Origin of the sequence: Massilia sp. CFBP9026, from assembly GCF_034045165.1 — a bacterium.
GTDB lineage: Bacteria > Pseudomonadota > Gammaproteobacteria > Burkholderiales > Burkholderiaceae_D > Telluria > Telluria arenae.
Genome location: NZ_JAXCWH010000003.1, coordinates 596,928 through 615,300 on the forward strand (window position 1 = coordinate 596,928; position 18,373 = coordinate 615,300).

The window sequence follows — 18,373 nt, forward strand, 5'->3', positions numbered from 1 at the left end:
TCGCTAGCACGTCGTTCCCGCGCAGGCGGGAACCCAAGGCCAGTGCCCCCTAGTCGTAACGGTCCGACGGCAGCAGGTGCCTGAACGTCGGCTCGATATTCATCGCATGCAGGTGGCGCACGATGTCTTCCAGCGTCGCGTCCTTCAGCAGCAGGCCTGGCGCCGGCGCATGTCGTAGAACGGACGGCGCTGGCGCGGCACCAGTGGCCGGAACCGCCATCGGCTTGTCCTGGTGCGCCGCATCGAGCGCCTGGAAGACCCGCTCGAACTGCTCCTCTCCAATGCTTTCCAATCCTTCGAGGAAGGCCGCCTGGCCCAGCGGCGGCGGCGCCATGTCCAGCCCCGCCTCATCGGCGAACGAGGCGCCCATGCCCGGATGGATGAACGCGGCCCACTTGCCTGTGCGCGGATGCAGGCAGGGCGGCAGCGCGATCGGTGCGCGCACGGCGTCCGTATCCAGTTCGATTTCGGGGAACCAGGCGTCGCGCAGGCGTTCGAGGAAGGTCTGGGCCCGGTCGGCCGGCACCGGCTCCGCCAGCGACAGCCACAGGTAATAGGCGTCGCCGCCCGAGATGCTCACCGCGGGCGCCGGCAGGCCGAGCGTTTCCTGCAGCGTGTTGGCGACTTCGCACAGCCGCAGCCAGTGGGCATCGCTCTCGGCGCCCTTGGCCTTGCGGAAGGGGATCATCATGGCGCGTGTCTGGCCGTCGCCACCCGTCAGGCTGACCGGCACGTTCTGCTGGCCGAGCACGTGCAGCGTCAGCACCTCGGCCGGTGGCGCGTCGGCGGGAAGATAAAGCCGCATCAGTTCGGCGATCAGTTTTTGCATGTCATTCCAACGGCGTCAAAAGACAAGCATGATATATCGGAGGGCGGCCATGCTGCCGTGTATCGTATCGTCGATGCCGATTTCTTCCCCATCGCGAAAGACAAGGACGACCATGCGCAAGATCTATATCTACATCATCGGCATCGTGTTGCTTGGCGTGTCACAGGAGCATGTGAAGCAATCCGTGCCGCATGGCGCGGTATTCCTGCTGGCCTGCGTGGCCTACCTTGTCCTGCTTCGCCTGCTGGCCGAGCGCTTCGGCAAGCCGTAGGCGGCAAACGCGGCGCGCCTTCCGCTCAGGGGGCGTAGCGCAGTGCGAGGCGCTGTCTGGCCTGGTCGTAGAGGGGAAGCCCCGTTTTCTTTGTCGTGACCATCCAGCACAGCGAATGCGGGGTGTGCTGCAGGTCGATCACGGTGTGTTGATCGAGATAGTGAACGGCGGCGTTGCCACGCAAGCCATGGTCGTCGCAGGCCGATAGTGCGATCTGGTCGGTGAACCAGATCAGCTTGTCCTGCGCCAGATTGTGGAGAATGAAGTGGGACACCTTTGCCAGGAATTGCTCGGCAAGCGGGGTAGGGCGGTAGTAGCAGAAGCCGGCAGCGATGCGTTCCCAGAATGGTGAAGCTTCGACACGTGCCAGGGCCAGTTCGGCAGTGGCGGGCAAGCCACGGGCGAAGTCGTCCCAATCGCCGTTGAACAGGGCATCGGCGTCCATCATGCACAGCTCGCAGCGATAGTGCTGCAAGACCTGGTAGGCGCGCACGAAGCGCGCCGTCGCATAGTAGGTGGTCGGCTGCTGCGCCGGCACCGGTCCGCGTTCGAGCGACAGGCCGATCGACAGGCCCGGCAACTGTGTGCGCAGCAGCGTCAGTTCTTCCAGGACCTGCGGGGAGGGAGAATACAAGTGCAGGTGCAGGTCGAGTTTGCCGACATTGGTCGCATGCAGCGAATAGGCCAGGTAGCGCGCATGCTCCATGAAGTAATTGTCGTCGCAGGCCACGAACACGACCGGCCGCGGGGTCTCCGCCAGCGGCTCGACCATCTCGATGGCAGGCAGTTGTTGGAGTAGTTGCGGCAGCGCATCCGGAGCGCTGTCCAGGCTGGCAAAACTCATCGGCCAATCGGGTTGCTGGCCGGTGAAATACTGGCTGGTCATCAGGGACAGTCCTACCAGCGGCAAGTCGCGCCCCTGCGGATCCTGCGCAAGCGGCTCCAGCCAGGCCAGCGCCTGCGCATGCTGGCCGAGCATGGCGTGGATGAATCCCGTGATCGCCCGCAAGGACGGATAGGTGGCGAAGATGTCGGGAAAGCTCTCCGACAGCGCCAGGACTTCTTCGATCTCCTTGATCCGGTAAAGCATCTGGACGTTCAGCGCCATATAGTCGCCGGTCGGATGCAGCTCGAGGACGCGCTTGAAGCCACGTTTGATGTTGACGATGACGTCCGGTGGCAGCGTGGAATTGGGATACGTATTGTTGTAGTGCGACGCCAGGTTGGCTTGCAGAATCGTGAACATGGCCACGTGCATCGCGAGTTGATGTTCCGGCGACAGGCCCGAAGGCGGCAGCGTGCCGAGAAAGTCCGCCAGCTGTGGAACGTCGGTGTTGCAGCGGTCGATTACCCAGTGGAGAAGCTTGAGCGGATAATTGCCGATCGTCGGAAAATTGGTCGGTTCGCTAAGGCAATCACGGTAGTACTGATGAAAGTCCTTCAGCGTGGCGATCCTTGCGGCCAGGTCGGCGTCGCGATCACTGGAGTGGTCGATGCTTGTGAGGCTCATGTAGGGGGCGCCCGAATGCCCTGGCGATCTTGAGCACGATGCCGCATCGGGGATGTTGAGGATTGTTTGTAGCAATAAATGCTACATCGTTCCGATTTGAATATCAAGCAACAATCACGGACGAAGCAGAAGCGGCCCGCGATAAGGCGGGCCGCTGTTGCCGGATCGGCCTGGATTGGCGTGCGATCAGAACTTGTGCGCCAGGCGCGCGAACATCGCCGCGCCGTTCAGGCCGAACTGCACGCTCTCGTACTTGAAGCCGTTGTCGGTCTCGTTCGGATCCTGGCGGGTCGGCTTGACGTCGAAGATGTTCGTGCCTCCCACGGTCAGGCGGGTCTTCTCGGTGAAGGCCCAGGTGAACGACAGGTCGGCCGAGGTCTTCGACTCATAGTGCTGGTTCGGCACCGGTGGGCCCGAGAAGGTGCCCAGGGTCTGCGGACCGAAGTGGATCACCCGCAGCGAAGTCTCGAGCTGGCCTTGGGTCCAGTCGAGGCCCAGCGTGGCCTTGCGGCGCGGCGCGCCTTCTTCGATGAACAGGCGCTCGCGTTCCGACAGCAGCACGTCCTCGAAACCTTCCAGTGCCGCCGGCGCCTTCACGCGCTGTACCTCGGTCTTGCTGAAGTTCACAGCCAGGAAGGTGGTCAGGTTGCCGATGCCCACCTTGCTGCGGTTGGACACGGTCAGGTCCAGGCCCTGCGTCTTGGTGTCGACCGAGTTGACGAAGAACTGCGCCTGGCCTACGCCGAGCTGCTGCAGGGTGGCGCCCAGCGCCGGGTAGTTGTCGGCGTCGAAGCGGCCCGACAGCACGATGCGGTCGTCGATGTCGATGCGGTACAGGTCGGCCGTGACCGACGTCGATTGCGTCGGCGACCAGGTCAGGCCCAGCGTGTAGCTCTTCGATTCCTCGTCCTTCAGCTGCGGGATGCCGGCGGCATTGGCGACCGGGCCGCCGTTCGGCGCCAGCACCACGTCCAGCGGCTGGCCGCCAACGAAGTCGGTGAAGGTCGACGAGAAGTACATCTGCTGCAGCGACGGCGCGCGGAAGCCCGTGCTGGCCGAGCCGCGCAGCAGCACGTTCGGCGCCAGGCGGTATGCGGCGGCCAGCTTGCCGGTGGTGGTCGAGCCGAAGTCCGAATAGCGTTCGTGACGCACCGCCGTCTGCACCTTGAAGCGGTCGGTGACCTCAAGCTCGATGTCGGCATAGGCCGCGTTGCTGTGACGGTCGCTGTCGGTCTCGTCGCCCGGCTGGAAGCCCGGGAAGCCCTGGCTGCCGGCATTGCCGCCTTCGCCCACGCCGTCGGCGTCGATCCACGAGCCGGTCTCGCCGGCAAAGATCTTGTAGTTCTCGCGGCGGTGCTCGAGGCCGAAGGCGACGTTCATGCCCTTCAGTACATCGCCGTAGAAGCGGCTGATGTCGAGATTGGTCGTCGACTGCTGGAACGAGAAGCCGCCGGCGTAGAAGCGGCTGGCGCTGACGCCCAGGCCGCCGTTGATCAGGTCGAGATTGGCGATCGAGGCGTTGAGGGTGTTATTGATGTCGTACTTCAGGCGGTTATAGCCATAGGTCTGCGAGACGTCGGCATTCCATTCACCGACCGCCCAGCGGTAGCCGACGGTGCCCCAGCGGTCGTCGACGTCGCCGTCGATGAACGGGACGAAGCCGTCAGGGTACATCGCCGCCGAGTTACGCGACGGGATGTCTTCGGAGCCCAGGCCTTCGCGCGCCCAGGCGGCCGAGGAAGCGTCGCGCTTTTGCGCGCCGGCCGTGAAATACAGCTTGCCGGGGCCGGTGGGGAATTCGCCGTTGAGGTAAACGGTCTGGTTCTCGGACTTGGTGTCGCCGATGATGCGCGGGTTGCCCGCTTCGGAGCGGTTGGAGCGGCCGCGATCGTAGTATTCGCCGGTGATGCCCAGCACGCCGCCGGCCACCGCCACGCCGCAGTAGGCCGATGCCAGCCAGTTCTCGCCGTCGCCCGCGGTGTACTGGCCGTAGCCGAGCACCGATTCGCAACCGAGGCTGCGTTTGAGGTCGATGTTGATCACGCCGGCGATCGCGTCGGAGCCGTATTGGGCGGCGGCGCCGTCGCGCAGCACCTGCACTTCGCGGATCGCCATCACGGGGATCGCGTTCATGTCGGTGCCGGTATTGCCGCGGTTGCGCGCGCCGAACAGGTTGACCAGCGCCACCGTGTGACGGCGCTTGCCGTTGACCAGCACCAGGGTCTGGTCCGAACCCAGGCCGCGCAGGGCGGCCGAGTCGATCAGGTCGGCGCCGTCGGCGCCGGTCTGGCGGGTCGAGTTGAACGAGGGCGACAGGTTGGAGAGCACCTGGGCCAGGTCGAACTGGCCGCTTTGCTCGGCGGCCTTCGTCATCGGGATGAAGTCGATCGCCACCGGGGTGTCGGTGCTCGATGCGGCGCCGACGCGGCGCGAACCGACGACGCTGACGCTGGGGATGACGTCGCCGCTGGCGACGCTTGGCGCGGTCTGTGCGTGGGCGATGGCGGGGACGAGGGAAAGCACGGCGGCGCTACCATATAAGGCAAACAGCACCGAACCAGACATTATTTTGAGTTTAATCACATTTTTCTCCGAAGGAAATTCGGATATTACTCAATTGTTTCTTCGGTAACCATCGTAATGTATCAATAACGCAACGGAGTATGGCTATAGCTAGAACTTATTCGACCAAGTTACGACAAATCGTGACAATTTGACGTGTCAAATCGTCTCGATGCAGCCGCCGACCAGTACGGAGCCGTCTTCCATCCGGGTGCGGATCAGGCAATCGTGGCCGGTCGCGCGGCCCTGGCGCACGGTCAATCCGCGCCCGAGCAGGAAGGTGAGGGCGCCGGCTGCGACGCCGGTGGCGCTGTCTTCGAGTCGTGGGTCGAGGTGGTTGAAGTTGCGGCCTTCGAAGACCTGTGCATCCGCGTCGCCTGCGTAGGCGTACAGGCCGTTGACGCCGTTTTCCTTGCCCCATTGGGTGATCGCTTCCAGGTCGGGCGTCAGCGCGTGCAGGGTGGCCGGGTCGCGCACTTGCACCAGCAGTTTTGGGCTGCCGATCGAGGCCACTTGCGGCGCGGCGACGATGGCTGCCGTTGGGATGCCGAGCAGGCGTGCAGGCAGCTCGGGCGTGAGTGCCGGTTGCGGGGCGGGCTGCGGCGACAGGCGCACGAAAAGGTGTTCTCCCTCGCGGGTCAGTACGAGCGGCTGGCCGTGCATGGCGGTCTTCACCGTCAGTGGCGGGTTCGCGCCTGGCCGTGCGAATAGCCGTGCGGCCGCGGCCAGCGTGGCGTGCAGGCACAGGGGGCTGCGCGTGTGCGGGTAGTAGAAGTCGACGATGGCCGCCGTGCCGTCTTCCTGCGGCGGATCGATCCAGACGCAGGTGGTGTTGTGCTCGCGCGCGAAGGACTGGCGTGCGTCGGGGTTTGATTGATCGTCTTCGATGACGAGAGCCGGGTTGCCGGCGTTTGCGGTGGCGCCGAAGCAGCGCAGGGTGTGGACTTGCATGGGTTTTCCTTCTGGTCTGGCGTGGCGGGCGGGGGCTGAAGGATCATAGATTGAATCGGCTGTCCGCGCTGACCAAACCATGACAATTTTGCAGGGTCGAGAGGGGGCGCCACGGCGTTCCGATCGGTTAGAATTTGTGTATATTTTTCATCAAGCGGATTGTGCCTACTTTGCCCATGTTTCAGGAAAATCTCGATGCCCTCGGCGCCAACTTCGTGAGCGGACAAGCGTGAGCGATCCCGACGCGACACTGACCAGCTATGGGATGGCCGAGGACTTCGCCTCGGCGCCGGTGCTCGGCATCACGGTTCTCTGGCACCCGCAGCGCGAACGCATCGGCGAGCAGATGCTCGGCCCGGCCGCGGGCGGCGCGATCGCGCTGAACCGGTTTGCGCCGCTGTTTGCGCGTGCTGGTGCAGGGCATGAAGGAACGCCGTTGGGCGAGCGGTCGATCACGCGCGAGCCGGTGCATATCCGCTTCGTCGCCGAGGGCGGTATCCAGATCGATCACGTGCGCGGCAAGATGGGGCTGGAGCTCAATGGGCGGCCGTCGAATGGGACTGACCGCTTCACGGCGAGTGAACTCGAGCGCGGCATCGTGATCGGGCTGGGGAGCCAGATCTTCGTGTGCCTGCATTTGATGCGCAGCCTGCCGCGCGCGGCGAACGTGCCCGGCTTGATCGGCGTGGGCGATGGGGCGATCAAGATGCGCGAGGCGATCGCGCAGGTGGCGGGGACCAATATGCCGGTACTGCTGCTGGGCGAGACTGGCAGCGGCAAAGAAGTGGCGGCGCAGGCGATTCATGCGCTCAGTGGGCGTCGGAACGGGCGGTTTGTCGCGATCAATATGGCGACCTTGAGTGAGTCGTTGGCGGCGGCCGAACTGTTTGGTGCGGTCAAGGGGGCGTATACCGGGGCGACCAGTGGCCGGCGCGGGTGGTTTGCCGAGGCCGAGGATGGGACGTTGTTCCTGGACGAGGTTGGGGATACGCCGGCGTCGGTGCAGGCCATGCTGTTACGCGTTCTGGAGAGTGGCGATTATCGGCCGCTTGGGGCGGGTGCGGATGCGAGGTCGAATGCACGCATCGTTGCGGCGACCGATCAGGATCTGGGGGAGGGTGGGTTTAACCAGGCCTTGCGGCGGCGTCTCGAGGCGTTTGTGATTCGGGTGCCGGCGTTACGTGAGCGGCGTGAGGATATTGGCGTGTTGGTGCGGCATTTTCTTGAAGTTGAGGCGCCTGGGGATGGGTGGAGTTTGCCGTTCGAGTTACTGAGCCAGGTGTTCAATGGGGACTGGCCGGGGAATGTGCGGCAGTTGGGGCATGCGATGCGGAGGGTAGCGCTGGATTTGCAGGCGGGGAATGTGCCGATGTTGGAGCAGTCGGTGGGGATGCCTGTTGTAGCGGAGGTAGTTACTCCTCCTAGTGCAGCTGTGTCCTCTTCGTCTGTTGCTGCTTCGAGGCAGGTGCGGCGCAAGGTGTCGGAGTTTAGCGATGACGATCTTTTGGATGCGATGGAGAAGAGTCAGTGGCAGATTCTGGCGGCTTCCAAGGCGTTAGGGATTTCGCGGCCTACGGTTTATAAATTGCTGGAGGCTCACCCTCGGATTCGTTTCCCCGCCAATATTTCGGAGGAAGAGATTCGTGCGGCTTGGACGGCCAGTAATGGGGATCTCCAGCGGTGTGCGTCAAAGCTCATGACGCCAGCAGAGGCGCTGAGGCGTCATGTGGGGCAGCTTGGGCTTGATGCTGGCGTTCCGGTCAGTCAACCGGGTGGATAAGTGCCGTTACCGACTTCAGTCTCGGGATCGAAGTAGAAAACTCGCAGTTGTTCAGGCTGGTCGCCAGCGCGTTTGATGCGCACCGTGAGGTAAAAAGACAGTTCCCAAATCCCATTGTACGGGCCTACCTTCAATTTTCCGTCCCATAGCAGGGTAATCTGTCGTCCCTTATTTGGTCCGACACCCGCTCCATGTGCGGTAAACGCAGAGGGTTCAATTCGATACAACGCACCAAGCTCACTGCTGCTGCTGGAAGCGAAGAGCGAAGGTGGAGCATAGTGAGTACGTTGACCAGGCCCGCACGACAAAATATGGGGACGCGTGATCAAGCAGCAATCGATCACTTCCAACGACTCGAATCCGGTTAGGTCCTTGTCGCTCGCGGTGATAGCAATCCGAAATTCTTGGCCGGCAGAGAATGGGACGTCGCGATTCCACTGCTCTTCGGCAGAGGACCGATCGGAATTGATTCCGGAGTCAATATCAGAAAACAGCCAGTCGATGCCGTCGTCTATTTGGTTGACATCAAAACGTGCTGTCAACGTCATTAGTGGTTGTGTCATTGTTTCCTTTCCATTCGAAGTAAATCAAACCGCGGGTCTGCTCGCAGTGCCAGTAAATCAGGTTCTGTGCCAATCAACTTGGTTGGATATCCAAGCTTTTGGGCACTAGCCAGCTCAGTCAATGCCGCATCGCGTTGACCGGTACTCTCATAAGCTACCGCAGCGCGGAACCGGACGTCGACATCTGCAGGCAGGGCGCTTACAGCCTTTTTGCTGAGCTGAGTGGCAGTATCTTTGTCGCCTAGTTTGGCCGCGTATAAACCCATACGTGATGCCAGTGTCGCATCGTTCGGCGAGCGCTCCATCTTCGACTTAAGCAAGGCAGCCGCATTGCGATAAGCCTCTATGGAATCTCGTTCGCGCCCAGGGATCCAGCGCAATGTATCGGCCAGATTCGCCCATCGCAGATAATTAATGCTATTCCCCTTGGATACAGATACCGCATGCTCGAATGCCTTCGCTGCGCCAATATAATTACCCCGGTTGAAAAGTGCAGCTCCCAAGTTGGTATAAAGCATTCCGTTGGGACGTATTTGTAGCCCTTGCTGTAGAACTTGAAGTGCTTCGTCTTCTCGGTCTTGTCGTATCAGGACGGCGCTAAGGTTGGCGTAAGCATACACTGCGTCCGGCTCTGTATCGATGCTGAGACGGAAGGCCTGCTCGGCGGCTTGATAATCGGTCTGGCGATACAGCAAAGTTCCTAATTGATCGATAAATAATCGTTCGTTTGGGTGAGTATTACGTGCGTTATTAATAGCGCTTCTAGCTTCTGGATAACGTTGAAGCCGAGTGAGTACCTCACCTTTGGAATTGAGAGCAAATATGTTTGATGGGTCAAGCTGCAATGCTTGCTGGGCGAGTCGCAAACTTTCATCATATCGGCCTTGCAGTCCGCGGACGTGCGATTTGGCGGCATAGCCAAGCGCCAATTGGTCATCAAGCGCAAGCGCTGCTTGGGCTCCGGCATCTGCACGTTGCAACCAGCTGGCATCACTGCGATCGCTTACATAACGCATTGCATAGGTCAGTGCCATGCCTGCGGTTGCAGCAGCATGTTTTGGTTGCTTTTCCAGAATCGTAGAAAAATTTTCGGTTGCAATATCCAGACTGTCGTCACGATCCAGTTGACGCAGTGCCGTCATGCCGTTTGACATTCTCGCTGCCTCTGAAACCGATGGCAACCATTGGCGAGACAGGCTCTCCGGCGGCGCAAAATACGCAGTTCCAGCTAGTGCCGCCAAGACTGCAGCAGCGCAGAATGTGACGATACGCCTTGATTTGGGAAGGGATTTGGAGAACGAAGACGCCGTCGGTAATAAAGGTATCGCGGAGCTTGCCCCCCTTAATCTCTGCGAAGCTTCTTTGACAGCTGTCATGGTCGGCACACGCGTCGCTGGATCAGGTGCGCACATCGCTCTCACCAACGCAACCATGTCCTGATCAGCATCCAGAGCATAGGCCCACTGAGCACAAGAGGACTGTATTTGCGCTGCGGCTAGCGCCAAACCGTGTAGATGCGCAAATGGCCGCTCACCATGCATCATCTCGTACATCAGCACGCCAACAGCATAAATATCGCTGAGCGTATTCGGATGCTTGCCGTTCAAAATTTCAGGCGCTAGGTAGGCGATGGTGCCTTGAGTCTGTAGCACATCCCCCGACTCGGTCGCCAGCGGATCGATCTTGCGCGCCAGTCCAAAATCCATGATGCGCAACTGCCCTGACGGCTCGATCATCAGATTAGCCGGCTTCAAGTCTCCATGAATCAAGCCCGCCGCATGCGCCTGCGCCATCGCGTCCGCCAATTGGCAAACGATATCGAGTATCTGATCCCGCGACAGCCTGGTCGTGGACAGCAGCTGATGCAGGGTTTTCCCTCCAACCAGCTCCATCACGATCGACTTGCTGTGGCCGTCGTCTTCAAGCGAATAAATCTGGATGAAAGCAGGATGCCGCAGCGATGCGGCCAGGCGCGCCTCTTGCAGCAAGTTGTCAGGCTGATCCCGCACCAGGTCAGGCTTCAGGCGCTTGATGGCAACGGTGCGCTGCAACGCCGGATCCCATGCCTCATGCACATCGCCGAAGCCGCCATTGCCAAGCAGCTTACCGAGGCGATAGCGCTCGGTACTGGGAGTGGCAATCAGGTCAGGCGATGAAGTCATTTGCGGCTCGTTTGGTCGGCGCAGGCGCCGTAAATACTACAGGAAAAGAAAATTGCCGAATATACATTCTCTACTTCGATTCAGGCAACCAGCGTGTCAACTTGCTCGTTGACATGTAAAAACACCCGTTGTTTTACACCCAACAGGCATAAATAGTCGACTAAATCCTTGATTTTGTTGCTTTGACGCCATGTTTCAGGGTGGCACGGAGCTTGCAAACTATTGCTTACCACGAGGGAAGACGTAACGAAGATCGTCGCGCCTGCCATCGCAATTGTCGCAAAGCATGTTATTCATTCCGGAAAGAAGATTCAAGTATGGCTACCCAAAGCACAGGCGTTCTGCATATCGTTGGCGCGGCTTATGGACTCAAGCAGGTCACCGCGCAGGTCATCAAGCAAGTCAACCGTCAGGCTTTTCCTGAGACCCTGGCTGTTTTGGCAAGCAACCAGACGTTCGGCGATACCTGGGTCGGCCACGAAAAAACGCTGACCGTCATCTATCGGTATGACCGCGGCCCGACGTTCGTGGCAACCGCTTCAGAAGGCCAGACGCTGAACATCGGCGCCCAGCAGTTCGAGCAATCTATCCGGGCTCCTGCTCCAGCACCGCAAGACAATGCCGCCCAGCCGGTACTGACCGTGTGGGGCGCCAGCTTCGGCTGCGCCGACGTGAGCGCGACGGTACGCAATCTGACCGACCACTCGGCTGGAACCTTGTCCCTGGTCGCCAACAGCGCCGCCCTTGGCGAAGATGGCAAAGGAGGCAAGCGCAATACCTTCGTCATCGTGGCCAGCTATTGCGGCCAGATTCCATTCATCGACATCGTCGTCGAGGGCAATCCCTATGCACTCAGTTACCGTCCACCGCTGCACATCCTGAGCGCCTTCTACGGTTTGAAGGACGTCACCGACATCGTCCGCGCCAGCGTGAGCCGGCGCAGGCTGTCGGTCGCCGCATCCAGCAGCGTGTTCGGCGATGGCTGGCCGGCCATGCGCAAGACCCTGCACGTGGTCTACCAGTACGCCGACCGCAAGCCGCAAATGGCCGCGACGACCGAGAACCAGACCCTGCACATCGACTACGACCCGGCCGCTCCCGCCGGACAGGCGTCGCTCGATCCACGCGCCCTAAACATCATCGCTGCGGCCTACGGACCGGTCGACGTCACGGAAAAGGTTGCCGCGCTGGTGGAGAATGGAAGCCTGTCGTTCACGGCCGACAGCTTGACCTTCGGCGACACCTGGCCGGCCGCCGTCAAGTCGTTCTCGATGGTCTATAGCTGGGGCGTGGCGGGAGTATCGAGCGTCAACGTGCCTGAAGATACGCCGGTCTCGATCACCCAGCCCGAGCCAACGTTTACCACCGACAGAAACTTCGTCTCGCTGGCCGGACTGCTCGCCGCCGGCGACGAGATCAAACTCCAGACCGCGGCAGGCGGTTACTGGTCGATCGCTGCCGACGGCCAGATCACGGCGCTCGGGACCTCGAGCGATGCGGCCGAGGTGTTCACCATCGGCGTACCGGAGGCCCAGGATGTACCCGCCGTCACCCTGCAATGCCGTGACGGCAGCTACCTGAGCGCGGATAGCGATGGCATCGTGCGTGCCGGCGGCAGCGCGCAGGATGCAATCCAGTTGATGGCATCGCTCCAGGCCAATGGCGCCATCAATATCGGCGTCGTCGGTGGCGCGGGAGCGCCGTTCATCGCGGTGACCGCAAGCGGCGCCATCGCGGTGGACGGCAGCTACGACACCAATTTTTCCACCTGCTTCAACCTGCTGCTGAGCCCCACACGGGCCGGCAATGCCAGCCATTTGCAAGCCTTCGCCAGCGCGACGATGCTGGATGGTCCGGTCGACATGAAGCTGGTGAAAGTGGTGTGGAAGCTCACTGGCGGCTGCTTTCTGGCGGCCGGCCTTGGTCGGCTCCTCGGCGACCAGCAGCAGATCGGCCTCGCCTTGTACCGCTTTCTGCGGCGCTATCCTGGCGTGATGAACAAGATCGCGATCCTGATCGCGACCATCGACTGCAACCGCGCAATGCCGGCGAGCGCCTTGCTTGGCGTGCTCAAGGCGATCCACGAAGCGGGCATCCTCATGCCGGTGCTGCGCATGACGCTTGCGACGACTGGATGGATGGGGATTTCGTGGGCCATCGTCACGATCCTGACGAAAGTGCAGGGAGGCGTCACGAGCGCGGGTGCGACGGCAGGAGCCGAGGCAGGCGAGAGCTTCTCCGGCTGGGCTTACGAGACCACGATGGATATGCTCGACTACGTCAATTCCACGGGCGGCACGGCGTTGATGCTGGCGTATGAGCGCATGGTCGGCGTCGACCAGCCGATCATGCGCCGTGCACACGGTGGTGGCGTGTCCAGCCTGCGCGCGCGGATGGGGGCACAAGATCCTTCCGGCTCGTCCCTCGGACCCATGCCGCGCCCCTTTCCCACAAATGCCTGAGTAGTCGATGCTGGTAGCGTGGGAGGCTTTGCTTGCCACGCGTTCAACGCCACATTTGAGGCGCTGGCATAGTGAGCTCGGTTATACTGTGTTTTTATACAGTATTGGCTATTCGACAGCCCCCCAGCGTGACCAAGCCCACTCCCACCGCCCAGCCCCCGGCATCCCAGGCCCAGGCGCTGCCCCCCTACGCCGAGTTGTTCTGCCTCTCGAACTTCTCATTCCTACAAGGGGCCTCGCACGCCGAGGAGCTGGTCGCGCGCGCGGTGCAGCTGGGGTACTTCGCGCTGGCCCTCACCGACGAATGCTCGCTGGCCGGCGTCGTGCGCGCCCACGCCGAAGCGAAAGCCGCCAACCTGCCCCTGATCATCGGCGCCCACTTCCACCTCAAGAACCCCGACGAGGATCTGACGCCAGCCCCGTCCCTGATCCTGCTGGCGCAAAACCGCAACGGCTACGGCAACCTGTCCGAACTGATCACGATCGGCCGCACGCGCAGCGAGAAGGGCACCTACCTGCTCACGCCCGACGACCTTGCCAATCCCGTCCCGGAATACGCGCACCTGCAGCACATGCCCGACTGCCTGGCGATCCTGCTGCCGCCATATCCTGGCCACGAAGCCCAGGACGTCGACCGCCTGCACGCGCAGGCCGCATGGGTGGCCACCACCTTCCCGGGCCGCGCCTGGCTCGGCCTCACCCAGCTGCACCGCGCTTTCGACGACGCCCACCGCGCCACGGTGGAAGAGGTGGGCTGGCAGCACGGCCTGCCGATCGTCGCGCTGGGCCACGTGTGCATGCACGTCCGCTCGCGCAAGCCCCTGCAGGACACCCTGAGCGCAACGCGCCTGGGTAAACCGGTGGGCGCCTGCGGCTACGGCCTGGCGCAGAACGCCGAGCAGCACCTGCGCGCGCGCCTGCGCCTGGCCAATATCTATTCGCGCGAGGCGCTGGCCGAGACGGTGCGCATCGCGCGCCTGTGCACCTTCTCGCTCGACGAGCTGCGCTACGAATACCCCGATGAGGTGGTCCCTGAAGGCCACGATGCCAGCAGCTACCTGCGCAGCGAAACCTGGATCGGCGCGCACCGGCGCTTCCGCGACGGCGTGCCGGCCAAGGTGCAGGCCCAGATCGAGTACGAGCTCGAACTGATCGCCGACATGGGTTACGAACACTACTTCCTGACGGTGTACGACATCGTGCGCTACGCGCGCTCGCAACACATCTTGTGCCAGGGCCGCGGCTCGGCCGCCAACTCGGCGGTGTGCTACTGCCTCGGCATCACCGAGGTCGACCCGGCGCGCGCCAGCCTGCTGTTCGAGCGCTTCATCTCGCGCGAGCGCAACGAGCCGCCCGACATCGACGTCGACTTCGAGCACCAGCGGCGCGAAGAAGTCATCCAGTACATCTACAACAAGTACGGCCGCCAGCGGGCGGCGCTGGCGGCGGTGGTGATCAGCTACCGGCCCAAGAGCGCGCTGCGCGACAGCGGAAGGGCGCTCGGCATCGACCTTGCCATCGTCGAGAAGGTGGCCAAGACCCATCACTGGTTCGACAGCCGCGCGGATCTGCTGGGCCGCCTGGCCGAAAGCGGCCTCGATCCCGAGGCGCCGCTGTCGCGCCAGTGGGCCACGCTGGCGCAGTCGCTGCTGAACTTCCCGCGCCACCTCTCTCAACATCCGGGAGGCTTCGTGATCGCGAAAGGCAAGCTCTCGCGCCTGGTGCCGATCGAGAACGCGACGATGGCCGACCGCAGCGTCATCCAGTGGGACAAGAACGACCTCGAAGAACTGGGCCTGATGAAGGTCGACGTGCTGGCGCTGGGCATGCTGTCGATGATGCGGCGCGGCCTCGAGCTGGTGGGCCAGCGCTATGGCGACGATTTCGAGATGCAGGACATCCCGCTCGAGGACAGCGCCACCTACGACATGATCTGCCAGGCCGACACCATCGGCGTGTTCCAGATCGAATCGCGTGCGCAGATGAGCATGTTGCCACGCATGCTGCCGCGCCGCTTCTATGACCTGGTGATCGAGGTGGCGGTGGTGCGTCCCGGCCCGATCCAGGGCGGCATGGTCCATCCCTACCTGCGCCGGCGCCAGGGACTCGAGCCGGTCGACTATCCGAGCCCCGAGATGAAGGTCGCGCTCGGCCGCACCCTGGGCGTGCCGATCTTCCAGGAACAGGTGATGCAGGTGGCGATCCTGGGCGCCGGCTTCACGCCGGGAGAGGCGGATCAGCTGCGGCGCGCGATGGCGGCCTGGAAGCGCAAGGGCGGCCTCGAAAAATACTACGAGCGCATCGTGGGCGGCATGCTCGAACGCGGCTACAAGCTGGAATTCGCCGAAGCGATCTTCAGCCAGATCCAGGGCTTCGGCGAATACGGCTTCCCCGAATCGCACGCGGCCAGCTTCGCGCTGCTGGCCTATGCGAGTTCGTGGCTCAAGTGCCACGAGCCGGCCGCGTTTTTGTGCGCACTGCTCAACAGCCAGCCGATGGGCTTTTATAGTCCCTCGCAACTGGTGCAGGATGCGCGCCGCCATGGCATCGAGGTGCGGCCGGTCGACGTCGCCGTCAGCGGCTGGGATTCGGCGCTGGAAGAGTACGATCCCGCCGACCGCTCGCGCCAGCCGGCGGTGCGGCTGGGCTTCTCGCTGCAACGGGGGATGAGCCAGGAGTCGGCCGAGCGCATCGAGCAGGCGCGCGCCGTGCGGCCTTTCGACAGCGTGGCCGACCTGGCGCGGCGCGCGCATCTCGATCGGGGCGACCTGCAGGTACTGGCCGCGTCCAACGCCCTGCGCTCGCTGGCCGGACACCGGCGCGAAGCCTTGTGGCAGGCCTCGGGCGCGGCGCCCGACAAGGATTTGTTGCGCCCGACCGTGCCGCGCGAAGAGACGCCGGCATTGCAGGCGCCGAGCGAAGGCGAAGAGATCGTCGGCGACTACCGCGCGCAGGGATTGACGCTCGGCCGCCATCCGCTGGCGCTGCTGCGCGAGCGCCTGCTCAAGCAGCGCTTCATACCGGCGTCAAACCTGATGGATTTCCAGGACGGCCAGCTAGCGCGCGCCTGCGGCCTGGTCACGGTGCGCCAGCGTCCCGGCACGGCCAAGGGCGTGCTGTTCATGACCCTGGAAGACGAGACCGGCAACGTCAATGTGGTCGTGTGGCCGACCCTGGTCGAGCAGCAGCGGCGCGAAGTGCTCAATGCGCCGCTGCTCGGGGTGTACGGCATCTGGCAGCGCCAGGGAGAAGTGCGCCACCTGGTGGCCAAGCGGCTGGTGGACTTGTCGCACCTGCTGGGCGGGCTGGATGCGCGCAGCAGGGATTTTTGTTGAGGGGACGATGCAACGATCGACGCGTGGACGGCTTTGCCGTCCACGCGTCGATTGTTATCGGTTCCGATATCGTGCCGGACGACCTTGCTGCCAACTATCACCGCGTAGACGGCAGAGCCGTCCACCCTACGGTACGTTGGACGGTTGCTGCACGCGTGGCCCGTGCCGGCGCACCCGCCTGCAACTGAAACACCTGCAAGGCCTGCGACACCTCGTCGGTCTGCCGCGCCAGGGTCGCCGTCGCGGCGGCTGCTTCCTCCACCAGGGCCGCGTTCTGCTGCGTGATCGCGTCGAGCTGCGTCACCGCCTGGTTCACCTGGCCGATGCCGCTCGACTGCTCGCGCGTCGCGCCTGCGATCTCGTCCATCACGCGCGTCACCTGGTCGACCGCGCCCACCACTTCCTGGATCGCCGCGCCGGCCGCCACGCTCAGGCGGTTGCCGCTGTCGACGTTGGCGATCGAGGCGTCGATCAGCGCCTTGATCTCCTTGGCCGCGACCGCGCTGCGCTGGGCCAGCGTGCGCACTTCGCCCGCCACCACCGCGAAGCCGCGGCCCTGTTCGCCCGCGCGCGCCGCTTCCACGGCCGCGTTCAGGGCCAGGATATTGGTCTGGAAGGCGATGCCGTCGATCATGCCGACGATGTCGAGCACCTTGTGCGACGAGGCGCTGATCGCTTCCATCGTGCTCACCACCTCGGTGACGGTGCGCTGGCCGTTGCCGGCCGTCGCGGCGGCGCGGCGCGCCAGGTCGCTGGCCGCGTTGACGCTGTCGGCGCTCTGCGCCACGTTGTGGGTCAGCTGCTCCATGCTGGCCGCCGTCTCTTGCAGGCTTGACGACTGCGTCTCGGTGCGGCTCGACAGGTCCAGGTTGCCGGTCGCGATTTCGCCGGTGGCGGGGCGGATCTCGTCGAAGTTGGCGCGCACGTCGCCGATCACGCTGAACAGGTTCACGGCCGACTGGCGCAGGGCCGCCACCAGCTGGCCCATCTCGTCGTCGCGGCGCGGCGCCAGGCGGCAGGTGAGGTCGCCACCTGCCAGGCGGCGCGCGAAACCGGAGGCCTCGGCCAGCGGCGCCAGCACGTTGCGGCGCAGGCTGGCCCACAGGCCCAGCACCATGGCCAGCGATGCGGCCAGCGACAACAAGGTCCATGCAGGCAGGCCGTCGCGCCAGCATTCGAGCGTGATCGCCGCCAGCAGCAGCGTCAACAGGCCCATGCCGCCGTTGACCTGGGTGCGCAGCGGCAGCCGTCCCAGCGCCGCCAGGCGGCCACGCAGGCCGCCGTGTTCGACGCGGCCGTTGCGCAATACCAGGCCGCGCGGGTTGCCGGCCTTGAATTCGGCGTACAGCGTTGCCGCCTCGCGTACCTGCTCGCGGGTCGGCTTGGTGCGCACCGACATATAGCCGGCCGCCTGGCCGTTCTCGAGCACCGGCGTCACGTTCGCATACACCCAGTAATAGTCGCCGTTCTTGCAGCGGTTCTTGACCATGCCGCTCCACGGCCGCCCGGCGCGGATCGCCTGCCACATGTCGGCGAAAGCCTCCACCGGCATGTCCGGATGGCGCAGGATGTTCTGCGGCGCGCCGATCAGTTCTTCTTCGGTGAAGCCGCTCACCTGCACGAAATATGGATTCGCATAGCGGATATTGCCCTGCAAATCGGTGGTCGAGACGATGGTCTTGCTGTCGGCCAGCTGGTATTCGTTATTGGTGATCGGCGTGTTCAGGCGCATATAGGGTCTTTCAACAAGGCAACAGGGCGTGAAAAAGTATAGCGACAGCTGATGAGGCCGTCTGCGGCCTAGGTCCCAAATTCAGCAAAAATACAACGATAAAATCAGTAAAATCACTAACTGACTTTCCGGCCGGTTTCCAGGCTGGCCAAGGTGGTCACAAAAGGCTGGCCCGTTGTTGATAGAATGGAACCAGGAATGAAGAACGCCACAACA

At 63.1% G+C, this 18,373-nt stretch carries 11 protein-coding genes; 4 read left to right on the forward strand and 7 right to left on the reverse strand.

Annotation, left to right across the window (positions count from 1 at the left end):
- Nucleotides 1-49 precede the first annotated feature (49 nt).
- A complete protein-coding gene (locus tag SOM28_RS11020; protein WP_123069723.1) occupies nucleotides 50-829 on the reverse strand; it encodes a hypothetical protein in 780 nt (259 codons plus the stop codon).
- A gap of 112 nt (nucleotides 830-941) precedes the next feature.
- Here SOM28_RS11020 and SOM28_RS11025 point away from each other — a divergent pair, with 112 nt between their 5' ends.
- Nucleotides 942-1,100 carry a hypothetical protein gene (locus SOM28_RS11025; protein ID WP_183407436.1) on the forward strand — a complete coding sequence of 53 codons (159 nt, stop codon included), beginning with the start codon at nucleotides 942-944 and terminating at the stop codon, nucleotides 1,098-1,100.
- Between the two features lie 25 nt (nucleotides 1,101-1,125).
- On the opposite strand, the gene SOM28_RS11030 is transcribed toward SOM28_RS11025, so the two are convergent.
- The 3 genes from SOM28_RS11030 to SOM28_RS11040 all read right to left on the reverse strand — a co-directional run bounded on the left by SOM28_RS11030 (nucleotide 1,126) and on the right by SOM28_RS11040 (nucleotide 6,123).
- Nucleotides 1,126-2,610 (reverse strand): hypothetical protein, encoded by a 1,485-nt coding sequence (locus SOM28_RS11030; protein ID WP_123069724.1) that lies wholly within the window; start codon nucleotides 2,608-2,610, stop codon nucleotides 1,126-1,128.
- A 186-nt stretch (nucleotides 2,611-2,796) separates the two neighbouring features.
- Entirely contained in the window at nucleotides 2,797-5,175 is a 2,379-nt protein-coding gene (locus SOM28_RS11035) for a TonB-dependent receptor plug domain-containing protein (protein ID WP_320468149.1), read from the reverse strand.
- 156 nt (nucleotides 5,176-5,331) lie between these two features.
- The gene (locus tag SOM28_RS11040) at nucleotides 5,332-6,123 is read right to left on the reverse strand and encodes a PhzF family phenazine biosynthesis protein (RefSeq protein ID WP_320468127.1); all 792 of its coding nucleotides are present in this window, start codon (nucleotides 6,121-6,123) and stop codon (nucleotides 5,332-5,334) included.
- Nucleotides 6,124-6,352: 229 nt separating this feature from the next.
- Here SOM28_RS11040 and SOM28_RS11045 point away from each other — a divergent pair, with 229 nt between their 5' ends.
- Nucleotides 6,353-7,903, forward strand: a complete 1,551-nt coding sequence (locus SOM28_RS11045) for a sigma-54-dependent transcriptional regulator (RefSeq protein ID WP_320468128.1) — start codon at nucleotides 6,353-6,355, stop codon at nucleotides 7,901-7,903.
- On the opposite strand, the gene SOM28_RS11050 is transcribed toward SOM28_RS11045, so the two are convergent.
- Both SOM28_RS11050 and SOM28_RS11055 read right to left on the reverse strand, forming a co-directional pair.
- Nucleotides 7,888-8,466: a hypothetical protein gene (locus SOM28_RS11050; protein WP_320468129.1), complete on the reverse strand. Its 579-nt coding sequence runs from the start codon at nucleotides 8,464-8,466 to the stop codon at nucleotides 7,888-7,890. The two genes, SOM28_RS11045 and SOM28_RS11050, sit on opposite strands and share 16 nt — an antisense overlap.
- Nucleotides 8,463-10,628 (reverse strand): serine/threonine-protein kinase, encoded by a 2,166-nt coding sequence (locus SOM28_RS11055; protein WP_123069728.1) that lies wholly within the window; start codon nucleotides 10,626-10,628, stop codon nucleotides 8,463-8,465. Before SOM28_RS11055 ends, SOM28_RS11050 begins: the two co-directional genes overlap by 4 nt.
- Before the next feature lie 317 nt (nucleotides 10,629-10,945).
- Between SOM28_RS11055 and SOM28_RS11060 the strand changes: the two genes are divergently transcribed.
- Together SOM28_RS11060 and SOM28_RS11065 are read left to right on the forward strand one after the other, a co-directional pair.
- Nucleotides 10,946-13,090 (forward strand): hypothetical protein, encoded by a 2,145-nt coding sequence (locus SOM28_RS11060; RefSeq protein ID WP_123069729.1) that lies wholly within the window; start codon nucleotides 10,946-10,948, stop codon nucleotides 13,088-13,090.
- 128 nt (nucleotides 13,091-13,218) lie between these two features.
- Nucleotides 13,219-16,425 (forward strand): error-prone DNA polymerase, encoded by a 3,207-nt coding sequence (locus SOM28_RS11065; RefSeq protein ID WP_320468130.1) that lies wholly within the window; start codon nucleotides 13,219-13,221, stop codon nucleotides 16,423-16,425.
- 97 nt (nucleotides 16,426-16,522) lie between these two features.
- On the opposite strand, the gene SOM28_RS11070 is transcribed toward SOM28_RS11065, so the two are convergent.
- Nucleotides 16,523-18,157, reverse strand: coding sequence for a methyl-accepting chemotaxis protein (locus SOM28_RS11070; protein WP_320468131.1), 1,635 nt, complete (start codon nucleotides 18,155-18,157; stop codon nucleotides 16,523-16,525).
- Between the last annotated feature and the right edge of the window lie 216 nt (nucleotides 18,158-18,373).

Coding starts and splice junctions, on each gene's coding strand:
- SOM28_RS11020 (WP_123069723.1), bottom strand. CDS start 829: ATGCAAAAACTGATCGCCGAACTGATGCGGCTTTATCTTCCCGCCGAC.
- SOM28_RS11025 (WP_183407436.1), top strand. CDS start 942: ATGCGCAAGATCTATATCTACATCATCGGCATCGTGTTGCTTGGCGTG.
- SOM28_RS11030 (WP_123069724.1), bottom strand. CDS start 2,610: ATGAGCCTCACAAGCATCGACCACTCCAGTGATCGCGACGCCGACCTG.
- SOM28_RS11035 (WP_320468149.1), bottom strand. CDS start 5,175: ATGTCTGGTTCGGTGCTGTTTGCCTTATATGGTAGCGCCGCCGTGCTT.
- SOM28_RS11040 (WP_320468127.1), bottom strand. CDS start 6,123: ATGCAAGTCCACACCCTGCGCTGCTTCGGCGCCACCGCAAACGCCGGC.
- SOM28_RS11050 (WP_320468129.1), bottom strand. CDS start 8,466: ATGACACAACCACTAATGACGTTGACAGCACGTTTTGATGTCAACCAA.
- SOM28_RS11055 (WP_123069728.1), bottom strand. CDS start 10,628: ATGACTTCATCGCCTGACCTGATTGCCACTCCCAGTACCGAGCGCTAT.
- SOM28_RS11060 (WP_123069729.1), top strand. CDS start 10,946: ATGGCTACCCAAAGCACAGGCGTTCTGCATATCGTTGGCGCGGCTTAT.
- SOM28_RS11070 (WP_320468131.1), bottom strand. CDS start 18,157: ATGCGCCTGAACACGCCGATCACCAATAACGAATACCAGCTGGCCGAC.